The sequence below is a fragment of the Streptomyces sp. SID11385 genome, assembly GCF_010548245.1.
Taxonomy (GTDB): Bacteria; Actinomycetota; Actinomycetes; order Streptomycetales; family Streptomycetaceae; genus Streptomyces.
Map to the genome: position 1 here is coordinate 16,725 of NZ_JAAGLR010000491.1, position 15,369 is coordinate 32,093.

The following is a 15,369-nucleotide window of genomic DNA, read 5'->3' on the forward strand; positions in this document are numbered from 1 at the left end:
TGGGGGCGGCAGGGGGTCCTGCGCCTCAGGCGGGAAGGGTCCACTGCTGCGCCGCGGTGGCGTTGCAGTCGAAGATCTGGAGCTGGGTGCCGTCCTGGGCACTGGATTCGGGGATGTCCAGGCAGCGGCCGGACTGGGGATTCACGAGTGCCTTGGTGGAGGCGTTGTAGGTCCACTTCTGGTCGCCGCCGCCGTCGCAGGTCCAGAGGGTCGCCAGGCTGTGGATGCCGGTGCCGTCGAGTTGCACGCATTTGCCGATGCCCCGCAGCGTGCCTTCGGGCGTCAGGGCGAACTCCTGCGCGGCGGAGCCGTTGCAGGACCACGACTGGACCCTCGTCCCGTCGGCCGTGGAACCGTGGTCGACGTCCACGCACTTCCCGGCGATGCCCGACCGTACCGGGCCGGTGGGCACCGGCGCAGGGCCCGGGGGCTTGGAGCCGCCGTTGCCGCCGTACGACGGGGGCGCGGAGGAGGCAGCGGTGGCCCAGCCGGTGTTCGCCGAGGTGCCGAGGTCGAGTGTGAGGGTGCCGCCGTCGGTGACGAACGACGGGGGCAGGTAGGCGTTGTTCCAGTTCGCGCCGTTGAGCGTGGCGCTCTGGACGTAGGGGGCGTCCGTCGCGGCCTTGGGGGCGTTGACGACCATCTTCTTGCCGTTGCCGAGCGTGACCGTGACGTTGGTGAACAGCGGGCTGCCGAGCGCCATGTCCGCCGTGCCCGGGGTCTGCGGGTACATGCCCATCGCCGACCAGACGTACCAGGCGCTCATGGTGCCCAGGTCGTCGTTGCCCACGCCCCAGTGGGCGGGGTCGTTGGGCCACAGCTCGTTCTGCACCTGGCGGACGACGCGCTGAGTCTTCCAGGGCTGCCCGATGTAGTCGTACTCCCAGGGGAGTTCGATGGAGGGCTCGTTGCGCAGGTCCGCGTGGGAGCCGCCGGCCCCGCGGATGTCGGACAGGACGCTGTCCAGGTACGCGGCCAGCTTCGCGTCGCCGCCCATGGCGGTGGCCAGCCCGCGGACGTTGTGCGGCACCGCGCCCGTGTACTGCCAGGACGTGCCCTCGACGAACTGGTCGCTGCTCGTGGGATCGAAACCGGTGCGCCAGGAGCCGTTCGCGAGCTTCGGCCGCATGAAACCGGTGCCGGGATCGAAGACATTGCGCCAGTCCTGCGCCCGGTTGGCGAACTGGTCCCGCGTGGTGGTGTCCCCGAGGGCGGCCGCGAACGCGGATGTCGCGAAGTCCTGGGCGCTGTACTCCAGCAGCGTCGCCACCGAACCGTAGAAGTCGCGGGGGTAGGTGCCGTCCGAGGGCAGGTACCCGTACTTCGTCTGGAGGTCCAGGCCCATCCTGATGGGGTTGGACGTGGTGCCCTGCGCGACCATCGCCTTCTTCGCCGCCCCGGTGTCGAAGCTCCGCGCGCCGAAGGCGTAGTAGTCCGCGATGATTGCCGGGCCCGGATCGCCGTTCATCACCTGGGTCTCGGCCGAGTTCAGCGACCACTTGGGCAGGAAGCCGCCCTGCGCGTAGTCGTTCACCAGGGACTGCGCGCTGTCGCTCGCCTGCTGGGGCGCGACCAGCGCGTGGAGCTGCGCCTGGCTCCGGTAGATGTCCCAGCCGGAATAGGTGCCGTACTGGGCCTTCTGGCCGCCGCCGACGGTGTGGACCTTCCTGTCGAAGCCCACGTACTTCCCGTCGGTGTCGCTGAGCACGTTGGGGTGGAGCAGCGAGTGGTAGAGGGCCGTGTAGAAGACCTTCTGCTGGTCGCCGGTCCCTCCCGTGACGGCGACCTTGCCGAGGAGGTCGTTCCAGGAGGCGTGGGTGGCGTTCCGGGTGGCGTCGAAGTCCCAGCCCGGATTCTCGGCCGCCCGGTTGGCGCGGGCCCCGTCGACCGACACGTAGGACAGGCCGACCTTCGCCTGGACCACGCGGTTGCCCGTGGTGTCGAAGGTGACCGAACTCCCGCCGTCGAAGGTGCCGTTGCCGCTCATCGGCCGGTCGAAGACCATGTCGAAGTGGACGGTGTAGGTCGGGCTGGACGCGCAGAAGAAGCCGTTGGTGAGCGAGCCGCTGACCTCGGTGCTGCTCACGCGGTCGAAGTGGATGTCGCTGCCCTTGCCGGAGCCCGTCTTGAAGATCAGGTTGGCCTGGGCCGTCGCGGGGAACGTGAAGCGCGCCATCCCGGAGCGCTGCGTGGCCGTCAGCTCGGTATTGACGCCGTTGTCGAGCTTGACGGCGTACGCGCCCGCGCTCGCGGACTCGTTGCCGTGCGAGAAACCGGCCGTCGCCTTGCCGTCGACGGCACCCGTGGTCGGCAGGACGGGGATGTCCCCGAGGGCACCGCAGCCCGGGCCGGAGAGGTGGTTGAGGCTGAAGCCTGTGACAACGTTGTCGGAGTAGGCGTAGAAGCCTCCCGGCGGGCGGGACGGGGTGTCGGGACTCCACTGCACCCTCCCGAACGGCGCGTCGGCGCCGGGGAAGGTGTTGCCCTCGTTCGAGGTGCCGAGGAGAGGGTTGACGAGCGAGGCGGGATCGGACAGGGGCGCCGCCGCGTGGGCGGCGGAGACCGGTGCGCTGAGCCCCAAGAGCATGAGGCAGAACGTGAGGGGGATGCGCCATCGTTTCACGGGTGCGGCTCCAGGGGTCACGAGGCAGGCGGCGTACGGCCACGGGCGGACGAACGGTGGGCGGACACGGCAGGCGCGGAGCGCCCGATCCCCGCCCACGCGCACCCAACCGACGTACGAGAGGGGGGATTTCACGGAAGCAAGCACATAAGACCGCCGTCGCGGGAGCGTGTCAACAAGCGCGACAGCGGCACGCACCGCTCGACTCATTGACGTGCCCATGGCGCGCCGTTAATTTCAGAGAGCGCTCTCCCGAAACGGTGGGGCGCCCTCCGCCGCGCCGGACACAAGGGGAGCCTCCGTGAAGAGATCCGCCAGATCCGTATCGGCCACCCTCAGCGGTGCCCTGACCTTGGTGAGTGCCCTGCTCCTCGGCACGCTCCCGGCGGCCACCGCCACCGCCGCGCCGGCGGCCGCCGTGTGCAACAAGTACTGCGACGCCCGCGACCCGTCACTCAGCCCCCAGGACCGCGTCCCTGTCACCGCCTCGGTCTCCTCCCGCTCCATCGCCTTGCACTTCGACGACACCGACGCGATGGGCTGGGCCTCGCTCGACAACGGCGCGGCAGGCGACCGGGTGTGGCTGGACCGTTCCCTGGACGGCGGGCGCACGTGGGCCTCGGGCAGCCGCCTCGGCGACACCGAGGTGCCCTCCGGAGGACGAGGCTGGCGCACGCAGATGTACAACGTCGACGACTGGGGCGGCCAGGGCGTCGGCGCCCTGCGCGCCTGCGGGCAGGCCGCCGGCGGCGCCATCGCCTGCACGCCCTGGGCGCGCACCACCTGGAACGCGGGCAGCCGGAGCACGGCCGCCGCCACCGCGCTGATGATGTCGTACGACCGGAACACCAAGCTCTTCGGCGGCAACGGCTGGTGGACCGGCGCCAACGCGCTGACCGCGATCATCGACAACATCCGGATCAGCGGCATGGGCAGCTACACCTACGCCATCGCCGACACCTACGAGAAGAACATCAACGCGCAGGGCGGCCAGTTCCGCAACGAATACCTCGACGACACCGGTTGGTGGGGCCTGGCCTGGATCGCCGCCTACGACCTGACGGGCGACAGCCGGTACCTGGACACCGCCCGGGCCGACGCGGACCACATGTTCGCCAACTGGAACACCACCTGCGGCGGCGGGGTCCGGTGGAGCACGAACGGCAACTACAAGAACGCCATCACCAACGAACTCTTCCTCCAGCTCACCTCCGCCCTGCACAACCGCATCCCGGGGGACACCGCCTACCTGGAGCGGGCGAAGAACGAGTGGAACTGGTTCCGCGGCAGCGGCATGATCAACGGCGACCGCATGATCAACGACGGCCTCGGCGACAACTGCGCCAACAACGGGCAGCCGACCTGGACCTACAACCAGGGCGTGATCCTCGGCGCGTTGACGGAGTACGCACAGGCGACCGGTGACACCGGGGCCCTGACGACGGCGCGCGGCCTGGCCGACGCGTCCACCGTCAAGCTCCAGACGAACGGGGTCCTGCGGGAGCCCGGCGAGGGCGACAGCTGCACGGGCGACGGCCCGAGCTTCAAGGGCGCCTACGTACGCGGCCTCGGCGTCCTCAACCGCCGGCTGTCCGACCATCCCTACGCCCCGGCCCTCACCCGCTGGGCGAACAGCGCCTACGACCACGACCGCAACCCGCTCGACCAGTACGGCCCCCACTGGAGCGGCGGCAACGGGACCACTGATTACGGCTGCCAGCAGAGCGCGCTCGACCTCCTCAACGCGGCCGGCGGCTGAGGGGGAGGGGGCTGAAGGCCGGAGGTTGAGGGGCCCCAGGAGGCGGCAAGGGAGCGGGAGGCGGCGGGGGAGCGGGGCCTCCGCCGCCGGAACGGCTGTACCGGCATCCGGTACCGTGCCCGCGCGCCCGCCCCCGCCGCCACTCGACGGCCCCGCCCCCGCTTCGTCGAGTCCGGCCCGTAAGTCGAGTCCGGCCCGTAGTCGAGTCCGGTCCATAGTCGAGTCCGGTCCGTAAGTCGAGTCCGGTCCGTAAAAGGCCCGCCCGCGCTCACGCGGGCGGGCCGCGGGGTCAGGCGGTGCCGGTCTCCGCGGCGTGCGGGGCGTTCTCGCGCAGGGTGTACATCACCGCGCGCTGCTGCTTGTGACGGCGGATGCGGCCCTTGGCGACCAGGGACTCCAGCGTGTTGCGTACGACCTGCGGGGTGGGCTCCCGGTCCGGGTGCTTCACCAGCAACTCGTCGCGCAGCTCCTTGGCCGGCTGGGGCTCGTCGTGCCCGGCGAGCAGTTCCATCAGCAGGTCTCCGAGGAGGGGCCGCTGCGACTTCCCCTTCGCGGCGGATTTCGGGGCGCCGGTGCGCGAGGAGCGGGCCGGCGCGGACTTCCCGCGGGACCGCGTCCGGGTCGCGACCGGCGGCTCGCCCTGTGCCTGTTCGGGCAGCGGGGAGTCGTCCGCGTCGTCCTCGAAGCGGTCGGCGAGGGCCAGGATGTCGACGAGCAGGGCCTCTTCCTGCTGGAGCAGTTTCAACCGCTCGGCGAGCTCTTCCTGCCTGCGGCGGTTCTCCTCCAGATCCGACGCGGCCTGCACGACGTACCGCGAGCGGAGTGTGGCGGCTGATTGGCTGGTCACGGCCGTTTACTCCCTAGTGATGGATGCTGCTGCGCATGGTACCTACGTCGGGCCCTGCTACAGAACCAGTGTGAACAATTCGGGTGATCCGGCGGCGTACGTTGCTGAGACCGATCCGGCTTCCCGAAGCGTTCGCCGGATCACACCTGCCCAGGAAGTGTGCGGGTGAACCGTCCCGGCGCTCATCCTGGCACAGGCCACCCGATCAGGAGCGATACACGGGCGTGCTTTCTTCCGCTCCGGTACCGGCCGCAGCCCGGGAGACAGGCTCCGGACGGGTGGCGACGGCACACACATGTTGGTGCACACATCACATGTGAGGTAGAACGAACACGCGAAACGATCCCCAGGTGTGACCCGCCGCATGGAAACATGTCTTTCCCGCGGGCCCGGCGCCGGTGAACCCACACATGGACAGAATGAGCACGAAGACCATGATGACGACCCCCGCGGTCACCGATTCGTCGGAACTGCTCGATGTACTCGTGCGGGAGTACCGCGACGCGCTCGTCGCCTACGCGGAGAAGATGCTGGGCGATCGCGGGCTCGCGGAGGACGTCGTCCAGGAGACGACCCTCCGCGCCTGGCACCACATCGACCGGCTCCACGGGATGCGGGGGTCCGTGCGCGGCTGGCTGTTCACGGTCACGCGCCACCTGGTGGTGGACTCGGTACGCAAGCCGCACGCGCGCCGCGAGCTCGTCGGTGCCGCCTACGCCGAACCGCCGTCCGTGGCCGACGGCACCGCGGCGGTCAACGACACCATCGTCGTCGCAGGGCTCCTGCGCCGGCTGCCGGTGGAGCACCGCGCCGTGCTCGTGCACCTGTACCTGTACGACCGCTCCATCAACGAGACGGCCGGGATTCTCGGGGTACCGCCGGGCACGGTCAAATCCCGCCACCACAACGCCTTGCGCAAACTGCGCGGCGCGCTCGGCACCGACGCCGCTTGAGCCGGACGTCCCCTGAGCCGGACGTCCCCTGAGCCGCACACGACGCGCGCGTCACACCCCTCCGGCGGAACGGACTTGACGGTGCGCTAGACACCTGCCAGCATGCGAATAACCGGTCTGAACGGTTATTTGGAATCCGAGATGCCACCCACACGGAAACGTATGTGTGAGACAAGCCGAAAGGACGCGCGGCATGACGCATGACGACGAGGGGCGGTCGCCCGACGGTCCCCCGGTGGGCCGCAGAGCGCTGTTCGGCATGCTCGCCGCCGGTGCGGCGGGCCTCGCCGCCGCACCTTGGCTGCAACGCGGCTGGGAAGGAGTCCTCGGCGCCGCCTCGCAGGCCGATCCGACAGGGCTGAGCGGGCTGCTGCCCAACCCGGGCGGCTTCCGCTACTACAGCGTCGTCGGTTCGGTGCCGGCCAAGGACGCGAGCGACTACACCCTGCGCGTCGGCGGCCTGGTCGAGCGCCCGCGTACCTGGACGCTGCCCGAACTCGCCGCGCTGCCCCAGACCCGCCTCGTGCGCGACGTGCTGTGCACCGACGGCTGGCGGGTGAAGAGCACCCCCTTCGAGGGTGTCCTGCTCTCCGACCTGCTGGACGCGGCGGGAGTGCGCGCCAAGGGCAAGGCCCTCGCCTTCACCTGCTTCGACGGGGCCTACAGCGAGAACCTCACCCTGGAGCAGGCGCGACGGCCCGACATGCTCATCGCGCTGCGCATGCAGGACCGCCCGATCAGCCATCAGCACGGCGGCCCGGTCCGGCTCTACGCCGCTCCCATGTACTTCTACAAGTCGGCGAAGTGGCTCTCCCGGATCTCGGTCACGCCCGAGGTGATCCCGGGCTACTGGGAGCAGCGCGGATACGACATCGACGGCTGGCTCGACCCGGAGGACCGCCGTGACCGGGCGGCCTGAACAGGGGGAGCGGGTCCTCCGCTTCGCCCCTCCGGTCCGCCTGGTGCACCGCGCCGTCGGCGTCCTGATGCTGCTCTGCGTCTGCACCGCCGCGTGCCTCTACCTCGCCCCGCTCGCCCAGCTCGTCGGACGGCGCCGGCTGATGGTCACCGTCCACGAGTGGTCGGGGCTGCTCCTGCCGGCGCCGGTGCTGCTGGGGCTGTTCTCCCGGGAGTTCCGCGCCGAGCTGCGCCGCCTCAACCGCTTCGCGGCGTACGACCGGAGCTGGCTGCGGGCCGTACGCGCACGCCGCCGCGATCCGCGGGCGCGCCCGGCCGGCAAGTTCAACGCCGGGCAGAAGCTCTACGCGGGCTGGATCGCGGGCGCGGTCCTGGTGATGCTCGGCACGGGGCTGCTCATGTGGTGCACCGGGCTGCTCCCCTTCGTCTCCCGGACCAGCGCGATCTTCGTGCACGACTTCCTCGCCTGGGCCATCGCCCTGGTCCTCGCGGGCCACGTGCGCCAGGCGTACGCGGACCCGGAGGCGCGGCTCGGGATGCGTACGGGGTACGTCGACCGCGCCTGGGCCGAACTCCACCACTCCCGGTGGCTGACACGTAAGCCACGTGACGAGGACGGCAAGAAACCCGCCCCGGAACCGACCGTCAACTGACTGAGGCCCCCGGGCGAACCATGACGAAAGGTGGAACACATCACGCCGGGCGCTTCGCCCGTGACACCCCCTCACCTCCCGAACCTTCTCCGAACCCCATGAATGGATCACTGATGAGACGCCTTCTGACCGTCCTCGCGGCCTCCACCCCGCTCGTGGCGGCGGTGTACCTGCCGACCGCGTCGGCGAGCACCGGGAGCACCGCCTCCACCCCGTCCGCCTCCCCTCGCTCCGCCTCCACCTGCTCCGCCCCCCACGTGAAGGCCCCGGCCGGTACGAAGGTGGAGGATGTGACCGCCGTGGCCCACGCCGCCGGTCCCGTCGACGTCCCCGCGATCCCCCCGGTGGGTCCCGTCCACGTCCCCGACGTTCCGGCCTTCTGCGACGTGACCGTCACGCTGACCCATCCCGGGCAGGGCGACCACGCCAAGGTGCGGGTCTGGCTTCCGGCGCAGCAGTGGAACGGGCGCCTCCAGACGCTCGGCGGGAGCGCCTACGCCGCCGGGGACTACGGCGCGGGCCTGGCCGGCGCGGTGAAGAACGGCTACGCCGCGGCCACCACCGACGCGGGTGTGCGCACGTACGTCGACAGCTCCTGGGCGCTGGACGCCCGGGGCAAGGTGAACCAGACGCTCCTGAAGAACTTCGCCTCGCGCTCCGAGCACGAGACGGCGGTCGTCGCCAAGGAGGTCGTCGCCGACCAGTACCACCGCGCCGCGTCCTACGCGTACTTCAACGGCTGTTCGACCGGTGGCCGGCAGGGCTACGCGGAGGCCCAGGACCACCCGGCGGACTACGACGGCATCCTGGCCAACGCCCCGGGGATCAACTGGGACGAGTTCGAGGTCGCCACGCTCTGGCCGCAGGTCGTCATGAACGTCGAGAAGACGTTCCCGACCGACTGCGAACTGAACGCCTTCACCGCCGCCGCCGTCAAAGCCTGCGATCCCCTCGACGGCGCCGAGGACGGGCTCGTGAACGACCCCGACGCCTGCGACTTCGACCCGCGCACGCTCATCGGCACGAAGGTCGACTGCCAAGGGCAGCAGCTCACCCTCACGGCCGCCGACGCCAAGGTGGTCCGCGAGATCTGGGACGGCCCGCGCACCGCGAACGGAAAGCAGCTGTGGGCCGGTGTCCCGGTCACCGCCTCTCTTCCCGGTCTGGCCGGCACCAAGGCCAACGACGACGGCACCCGGTCCGGCGCCCCGTTCGAGGTCCCGGCCCAGTGGGTGAGCGACTGGGTGGCGAAGAACCCCTCGCTCGACATCACGACGATCACCTATGACCAGCTCGCCAGGCTGTTCAAGCAGTCCGAGGCCGAGTACGACAAGGCCATCGGCACCGACGACCCCGACCTCTCCGCGTTCCGCGCCGCCGGCGGCAAGCTGCTGACCTGGCAGGGCACGGACGACCAGTACATCCCCGCGGCCGGGACGAAGCAGTACCACGCCCGCGTCGTGAAGGAACTCGGCAGCACCAAGAAGACGGACGACTTCTACCGCTTCTTCCTCGCCCCCGGCACCCCGCACTGCGGCTTCGCCAACGGCATCGGCAGCACGGACGACCTCGGCGCCCTGCGCACCTGGGTCGAGCACGGCAAGGCGCCGCAGACCCTCCCCGCGACGCTGATCACCTCCACCGGCCGGCCGGTCACGCGTGACCTGTGCGTCTACCCGCAGACGCTGGTCTACAAGGGCCGCGGCGACGTCGCCGACGCGAGCAGCTTCCGCTGCGCCGCCCCCCACGGCCGCCACTGACGGTCCCCGCACCACGGCGCGGAACGCGAGAAACCGCACGCTGTGCAAACAGCCCTTCCCCCCGGCAGACCCGCCGGGGGGAAGGGCTGTTCCGCGTACGGTCCCGCACCGCGCTCAGTCGGACGGCACCTCCGGCGTCGCGGACAGCCATGCCGCGAGCGCGTCCCAGTCCATCGGCTCCAGCTCGGTCCCGGCGGGCACCACCTGGTACGTGACCTCCAGCCACTCCACCAGCGGATGCACCGGCAGCTCGAACAGGGCCGCAGCCTCCGCGCCGCCCAGCCGCAGCCACGCCGTGGCCGGCGCGTCCAGGCACGACGGCCACACCTGCACGTCGCCCAGACCGCTGAGCGCGCGCATCCCGTGGTGGAGCAGGTCGCGCCCGATGTGCCACACCACCCCGGGGCAGCCCTCGGGGGCGAGCCGCACCGTCACCACCAGCGGCGACACGGGGTCGTACCGGAACTCCGCCTCCACGGACCGCTGGAGGCACACGTCCAGCACCTGCTGGATGTCCACCGTGAGGGCACCGCACGAAACCGGCCTGTGGGGGGTGCGGGGGTGGTCGCCGCTCATGACAGTGATCCTTCCGGGACGTCTGCTGATACCCGTACTCTCGCCCGTCGCCCACCTGCGGACATCCGTCAGTTGACGGCGAAAACGACACACGTGTGCCGTGCGGGTCCGCGGACCGCGCGGAGCGGTCGAGGGTTTCCCAACTTCGGCGGATTAAGCCATTCGACTGAGTCCGCGCCGGCTCCGCCGGACGATCCTGGACCGGTCGCCCGCATGCCGGTGCAGGTCGTCAACGTGCTCGGAATCATGCTCGGAGGTCTCCCCGTGACCCGTACTCCCGTCGTCTTCATCCATGGCGCGTGGCTGCACGCGCGGTCCTGGGAGTCGTGGGCGGATCGCTTCGCGGGCCGGGGCTGGCCCACGCACACGCCCGGCTGGCCGGGGGAGCCCCCCACCGCCGCGGAAGCCAGGGAGGGCGCGGAATTGCTGCCCGATCTGGGCCTGGCGGAACTGACCGAGCACTACGCCCGCCTCGTCCGCTCCCTCGACGTCCCCCCGGTCCTCGTCGGCCACTCGGTCGGCGGTCTGGTCGCCCAGCACCTGCTGGGTACCGGCGTGGGCGAAGCGGCGGTGGCCCTCGCGGCGGCCCCGGTCAACGACGTGTCCCTGCCGGCGGCGCGGTCCACGGGGGACGACACCGGCCGCGGCCCCGTCCTGCTCAGCCCGGCGCGGTTCCGGGAGACCTTCGCCAACACGGTGGCCGACGAGGAGGCGCGGCGGCTCTACGAGCGGTACGCGATCCCCGCCCCCCGCCGCCTCCTCGCCGACCTCGGCTGCGGAGGCGCCCCCCGCCACCCGCTCACGGCGGCGGACACGACGAACCCCGGGCGTGGCCCGCTGCTGCTCGTCTCGGGCCAGGAGGACCTGATCGTCCCCGACGGGGTCACACGCGCCGTCTACAAGCAGTACGGCGACTCCACCGCCCTCACCGACCTCAAGCAGTTCGCCGATCGCGGGCACACCCTGGTCGTGGACGGCGGCTGGCGCCTCGTCGCCGACCACGTCCTCGGGTGGCTCGACGAACACGTCGTCGGAGGCCGGTAGAGCCCGTACGGGTGCGCGGCGTCCCGGGTCCCGTCCCTCGACCGGGTTCCCGCGCTCAAGGAGTCGGGCCCTCCCCGGTGACCGTGCCCAGCGCGTCGCGCAGCGCGGCGCGGGAGGTGATGCCGAGCTTCGGGAACACCCGGTACAGGTGTGAGCTGACGGTGCGTGGCGACAGGTGCATCCGCTCGCCGATCTCCTTGTTGGTCAGCCCGCTCGCGGCGAGCCCCGCGATCCGCTGCTCCTGCCAGGTGAGCTGCGCCAGGTGCGCGGAGCCGGGCCGCCCCGCCCTGCCGGAGGCGCGCAGTTCGGCGCGGGCACGGTGCGCCCAGGACGCGGCGCCGAGCCGCTCGAAGGACTCCGCGGCCCGGGTGAGCGCCGCGCGGGCCGCGGTGGGACCTTGCGCGTGGCGCAGCCGGATGCCGTGGGCGAGGCGTATCCGCGCCAGCTCGAAGGGGAAACCGGCCGCGCCGGGCACCCCCTCCGCCCGCGCGCACATGGCGGCGGCCTCCTCGTCGTCCTCGGCGGTCATCGCGAGGGCCCCGTACGTCAGCAGCGCGAGACGTGGCGAGACCCCCGGCAGATCCGCGTCCCGGGCGGCCAGGGCGTGGGCGCGGGCCTCGGCGCCGCGCCCGGTGTGGACGGCCGCCTCCACGAGGTCGAGCAGCGTACGGGGCGCCTGGTGGGCGCAGGCCTCGAGCGTGCCGGGGGAGGTGATGCCGATCGCGTAGAGGTAGGCCGCCTCGTAGTCCCCTTCACTGAGCGCGGCCGTGGTGCCCACGGCGTCCGCGATCTGCGTGAGGAAGCCGATGCCGCGCGGGCGGGCCCAGGACTCGACGGCGGACTGGAGCTCGCGGGCCCGGTCGAGCTGTCCGCGCAGCGCGGCGAGCAGCGCCAGGTAGGCGCGGCTGTGATGGGCGAAGAGCGCGTGGTCGTGCGCGAGCGCGAGGCCGAGGCCGCGTTCGCCGGTGCGCTCGGCCTCGTCCCACTCGCCGACCGCGATCTGGTCCAGCATGATCAGGTGCAGCATGGTCATGCCGATGGCGGTCGCGCCGGTCTCCACCTCGCGGTCGACCGTGCGGCGCAGGTGCGGGCGGTACTGGCCCAGCGTGTCCAGGTGGTAGGCGCTGACGCCGAGGCGGGCCACGTCCCAGGGCTCCAGGTGCGGCAGGCCGGCGAACTCCTTCTCCAGGCGCTCGCGGGCGTCCCCGCCGTGCCGGACCACGTCGCTCCAGGTGTCGCGGTAGAGCAGCGAGCGGGCCGGTACGGGTCCGGCCGGGGCGCCGAGCGCGCCGACGAGGGCCCGGGTGTGCTCCCAGGAGGCGGCGTCGCCCGCGTACTGACTGATCGCCAGGAGCAGGTTGACGAGGCGTTCGAGCACCTCCTCCTCGGCCGGTCCGTGGATGCCGCCGGTGCGCAGCGCGTCGATCGCCGCGGCCACCTGGCGGCGTGAGGAACGCACGTCGCCGTCCTGGTACAGCGCCAGGTACGCGGCGGCGACCACGGCGGCGGGGGAGTCCCCGCGGCCCGGCACCGCTTCGGAACGCACGAGTTGCTGCGCCTGGTCGAAGAGCGCGGCGTGCCCGGCGATGAACGCGGCGTCCCCGAGCCGGCGCGCGCGCTCCTCGCGCTCCTCGCTCAGCTCGGCGGCCCGGGTCAGCCAGCCCATCGCGGCGAGCGCGCCGCCGCGCCGGGTCGCCGACTCGGCGGCCGCCTCCAGTTCGGTGGCGACCCGCTCGTCCGGGTCCACGGTGGCGGCGGCGAGGTGGGTGGCGCGGCGCTCCACGTCGTCCTGGTGGACGCGGGCCAGCGCCGCGTGCGCGGAGCGCCGCTCGTTGGGCGTGGCCATGTGCACGACGGTGGACCGCACCAGGGGGTGCCGGAAGACGAAGTCGCCGCTGACCGGGTCGCTCTCGACCAGGCCCGCGTGGGCGGCCTCGTCCGCGTCGGTCATGCGGTAGCGCGCTCCCCGGCCGCGCGCGGGCGCCGCCCCCGAGACGACGCCGTCCAGGGCGCCGCGCAGCAGTTCCGCGCGTGCCTCCTGGCTCAGGGCGCTGATGCGGGTGCCGTAGACGTGTTGCAGCCGGCGGGGGAGCGGCACGCCTTGGTGGCCGAGCAGTTCCTCGATGCCGCGCTCGGCGCGGGAGACGAGGAAGGGCGGCAGCTCCAGCAGGGCCAGCGGGTTGCCGCGGGCCTCGTCGAGGACGATCCCCCGCAAGCGCGGGTCGAGCCCGGGGTGGTGCCGGTCCAGGAGTTCCTCGGAGGCGGCGGACGAGAGGGTGGTGACCGGCAATTCCGGGAGCGCGGCCGTGTCGAAGCGGGAGGCGATGTCCGCGCGCACCCCGACGAGGAGCTTGACGGCCCCTCCGGCGAGCCGTCGTCCCGCGAAACCGCACACCTCCACGCTCCCGGTGTCGAGCCACTGCCCGTCGTCCAGGGCCAGCAGCAGCGGCTTCTGCGAGGAGGCCACCGCGAGCAGGTCCAGTACGGCGATGGAGAGGGCCATCACCGACGGCGGGGTCGGCCCGCCACGGCCGAAGACCACCTCGAAGACCTCGCGGTGCGCCGGGTCGAGCCGGTCGATGTGCGGCAGCAGCGGGTGGAGGAACTGGTGCAGTCCGGCGAACGGCAGGTCCGACTCGGCCTCGACGCCGATGGCCCTGATCACCCGGTGGCCCTCGCGGGCGGCGAGGTCCGCGGTGTGGTCGAGCAGCGCGCTCTTGCCGATGCCCGTGTCGCCCCGCAGGACGAGGGCCTGTCCGCTGGGCGCGGAGACGAACGAACCCAGTTCCTCCTGTTCGCTCGCGCGCCCGATCAACGTCTTGCCGTACGGCTCCATGCGGCCCCCGTTCCCTTCGCCGGTTGTGCGGTCCTCGGCCCGTGCCGTCCCGGAGGGACGCGAGGGGAGCGTTCCTCCGGGACGGGTCGCGCGACGCTGCGCGGGTGCGGCCGTCCACCAGGTGTGACCACCGACCCCGTCGAGGTGTGAGGTCGGCCGGTCCACGACGAGCAGCGTAGAGCGACATGTGTCCACTCGTCACGGCTGGGTGGCCTCCAGGTGGTGTCGCGGGTCCACGAAGGCCGGGTCCGGGAATGTGCGCACGTATCGCGGACCGCGGGGGACACAGGTGTCATGGTCACTGGCCCGCTCAGAGCGGGAAGGGCTCGTGTGGCGCGGAGTTTCCCGGCGCGGCCTCGTCCGGCGGCGGCTCCGCCTCCAGAGTGCGTCTGAGCCGGGCCAGCCACAGGGCGTTGAGGCGGCCGGCACCGGCGGGCCCGGCCCCGGCGGGACCCCGGACGACGCTCTCGCTCACCACATGGGTCGCACCGTCCTCGCGCGGGCGCAGCAACCACGCCTGGTAGAGCAGGGTCCGGGCGCCGATCCCTGACCAGCCGAGCCTGCTGTGCGGCACCTGCTCCCCGACGATCACCTCGAACCGGTCCTCCCCGAGCCACAGTTCGAACGTGTTCTGCGGGGCGCCGAAGCGTACCCGCTCGACCCCGGGCACCCACAGCGGCCAGCTCCCCACGTCGAGGAGGCGCGCGAAGACACGGGACGCGGGCGCGCGCACGACCGTGTGCGCGTGGCAGAAGCCGTGCGCGAGGCCGGGGGCGAAGCCGGAGGGCCAGTGGATGTCCGGGTCGCCGTCCTGGACGTCGTGCATCCCGTGTTTCCCTCTCGCGCCGGGCCGCCGGGGCCGGACCCCGTTGAAACGTGTCCCGCCACTGTCGCCGAGGAGCCGGGCCGGGCGGAATACGTCAAACGGCTTGCCGCGTGACGGCATTTCCCGGCGGACCCGGGCCAGGCCCGTACGTCATCTCCCGTTCCCGGCGCGCCGGGCGCCCCCGTACGTCACATCTCCCGCCCCCGGCCGGACCGGCTCAGTCCGCGGGGTGCGCGCCCGGGGCGTCGAGGGCGTTCAGGGCGTCGCGCAGGGCCGCGCGGGAGGAGATCCCGAGCTTGCGATAGATCTGGTACAGGTGGGTGCCGACGGTGCGGTGGGAGAGGAAGAGGCGTTCGGCGATCTGCTTGTTGGTCAGGCCGGAGGCGGCGAGCTGGGCGATCGGCCGCTCCCGGGCGGTGAGGACCGTCGTCGCGTCCGTGGCGCCGGGCACGGCCTGTCCGGCGGCGCGCAGTTCCGAGGCGGCGCGCGCGGCCCAGGGCGCGGCACCGAGGTGCTCGAAGGCGGCCAGGGCACGGGTCAGCTCGTCGCGGGCCCCGGTCCCGGCCCGCAGCCG

Annotated in this window: 12 protein-coding genes; 6 read left to right on the plus strand and 6 right to left on the minus strand. The window is 72.2% G+C overall.

Features of this window, described 5'->3' with window-relative positions; translation table 11 throughout:
* Nucleotides 1–25: 25 nt before the first annotated feature.
* A complete protein-coding gene (locus G3I42_RS14835) occupies nt 26–2,845 on the minus strand; it encodes a lectin (protein WP_343244545.1) in 2,820 nt (939 codons plus the stop codon).
* A 133-nt stretch (nt 2,846–2,978) separates the two neighbouring features.
* On the opposite strand from G3I42_RS14835, the gene G3I42_RS14840 reads away from it, so the two are divergent.
* Nucleotides 2,979–4,382 carry a glycoside hydrolase family 76 protein gene (locus G3I42_RS14840; RefSeq protein ID WP_343244546.1) on the plus strand — a complete coding sequence of 468 codons (1,404 nt, stop codon included), beginning with the start codon at nt 2,979–2,981 and terminating at the stop codon, nt 4,380–4,382.
* A 289-nt stretch (nt 4,383–4,671) separates the two neighbouring features.
* Here the strand turns inward: G3I42_RS14840 and G3I42_RS14845 are convergent, their stop codons facing one another.
* Nucleotides 4,672–5,229 (minus strand): hypothetical protein, encoded by a 558-nt coding sequence (locus G3I42_RS14845; RefSeq protein WP_164286141.1) that lies wholly within the window; start codon nt 5,227–5,229, stop codon nt 4,672–4,674.
* A 419-nt stretch (nt 5,230–5,648) separates the two neighbouring features.
* On the opposite strand from G3I42_RS14845, the gene G3I42_RS14850 reads away from it, so the two are divergent.
* The 4 genes from G3I42_RS14850 to G3I42_RS14865 all read left to right on the plus strand — a co-directional run bounded on the left by G3I42_RS14850 (nt 5,649) and on the right by G3I42_RS14865 (nt 9,513).
* Complete coding sequence (locus G3I42_RS14850; RefSeq protein ID WP_203606820.1) at nt 5,649–6,182, plus strand: sigma-70 family RNA polymerase sigma factor; 534 nt, start codon at nt 5,649–5,651, stop codon at nt 6,180–6,182.
* 193 nt (nt 6,183–6,375) lie between these two features.
* The gene (locus G3I42_RS14855) at nt 6,376–7,101 is read left to right on the plus strand and encodes a molybdopterin-dependent oxidoreductase (RefSeq protein WP_203606821.1); all 726 of its coding nucleotides are present in this window, start codon (nt 6,376–6,378) and stop codon (nt 7,099–7,101) included.
* A complete protein-coding gene (locus G3I42_RS14860) occupies nt 7,085–7,753 on the plus strand; it encodes a cytochrome b/b6 domain-containing protein (RefSeq protein ID WP_164286143.1) in 669 nt (222 codons plus the stop codon). Before G3I42_RS14855 ends, G3I42_RS14860 begins: the two co-directional genes overlap by 17 nt.
* 113 nt (nt 7,754–7,866) lie before the next feature.
* The gene (locus G3I42_RS14865; RefSeq protein WP_203606822.1) at nt 7,867–9,513 is read left to right on the plus strand and encodes a tannase/feruloyl esterase family alpha/beta hydrolase; all 1,647 of its coding nucleotides are present in this window, start codon (nt 7,867–7,869) and stop codon (nt 9,511–9,513) included.
* A 114-nt stretch (nt 9,514–9,627) separates the two neighbouring features.
* On the opposite strand, the gene G3I42_RS14870 is transcribed toward G3I42_RS14865, so the two are convergent.
* The gene (locus G3I42_RS14870) at nt 9,628–10,089 is read right to left on the minus strand and encodes an SsgA family sporulation/cell division regulator (RefSeq protein WP_164286145.1); all 462 of its coding nucleotides are present in this window, start codon (nt 10,087–10,089) and stop codon (nt 9,628–9,630) included.
* Between the two features lie 213 nt (nt 10,090–10,302).
* Here G3I42_RS14870 and G3I42_RS14875 point away from each other — a divergent pair, with 213 nt between their 5' ends.
* Nucleotides 10,303–11,133: an alpha/beta fold hydrolase gene (locus tag G3I42_RS14875; protein WP_239096455.1), complete on the plus strand. Its 831-nt coding sequence runs from the start codon at nt 10,303–10,305 to the stop codon at nt 11,131–11,133.
* A gap of 55 nt (nt 11,134–11,188) precedes the next feature.
* Here G3I42_RS14875 and G3I42_RS14880 read toward each other — a convergent pair whose 3' ends face one another.
* The 3 genes from G3I42_RS14880 to G3I42_RS14890 form a co-directional block, all read right to left on the minus strand.
* Complete coding sequence (locus tag G3I42_RS14880) at nt 11,189–13,969, minus strand: AAA family ATPase (protein ID WP_164286163.1); 2,781 nt, start codon at nt 13,967–13,969, stop codon at nt 11,189–11,191.
* Between the two features lie 310 nt (nt 13,970–14,279).
* Nucleotides 14,280–14,795, minus strand: coding sequence for an SRPBCC family protein (locus G3I42_RS14885; RefSeq protein ID WP_164286147.1), 516 nt, complete (start codon nt 14,793–14,795; stop codon nt 14,280–14,282).
* A 217-nt stretch (nt 14,796–15,012) separates the two neighbouring features.
* Nucleotides 15,013–15,369 (minus strand): helix-turn-helix transcriptional regulator (locus G3I42_RS14890; protein ID WP_239096456.1); only part of this gene is annotated, 357 nt, incomplete at its 5' end.

Bases quoted from the DNA above. Each gene is read 5' to 3' on its own strand.
- G3I42_RS14835 (WP_343244545.1), bottom strand. From the start codon at position 2,845: ATGGGCACGTCAATGAGTCGAGCGGTGCGTGCCGCTGTCGCGCTTGTT.
- G3I42_RS14850 (WP_203606820.1), top strand. From the start codon at position 5,649: ATGAGCACGAAGACCATGATGACGACCCCCGCGGTCACCGATTCGTCG.
- G3I42_RS14855 (WP_203606821.1), top strand. From the start codon at position 6,376: ATGACGCATGACGACGAGGGGCGGTCGCCCGACGGTCCCCCGGTGGGC.
- G3I42_RS14865 (WP_203606822.1), top strand. From the start codon at position 7,867: ATGAGACGCCTTCTGACCGTCCTCGCGGCCTCCACCCCGCTCGTGGCG.
- G3I42_RS14870 (WP_164286145.1), bottom strand. From the start codon at position 10,089: ATGAGCGGCGACCACCCCCGCACCCCCCACAGGCCGGTTTCGTGCGGT.
- G3I42_RS14875 (WP_239096455.1), top strand. From the start codon at position 10,303: ATGCCGGTGCAGGTCGTCAACGTGCTCGGAATCATGCTCGGAGGTCTC.
- G3I42_RS14880 (WP_164286163.1), bottom strand. From the start codon at position 13,969: ATGGAGCCGTACGGCAAGACGTTGATCGGGCGCGCGAGCGAACAGGAG.
- G3I42_RS14885 (WP_164286147.1), bottom strand. From the start codon at position 14,795: ATGCACGACGTCCAGGACGGCGACCCGGACATCCACTGGCCCTCCGGC.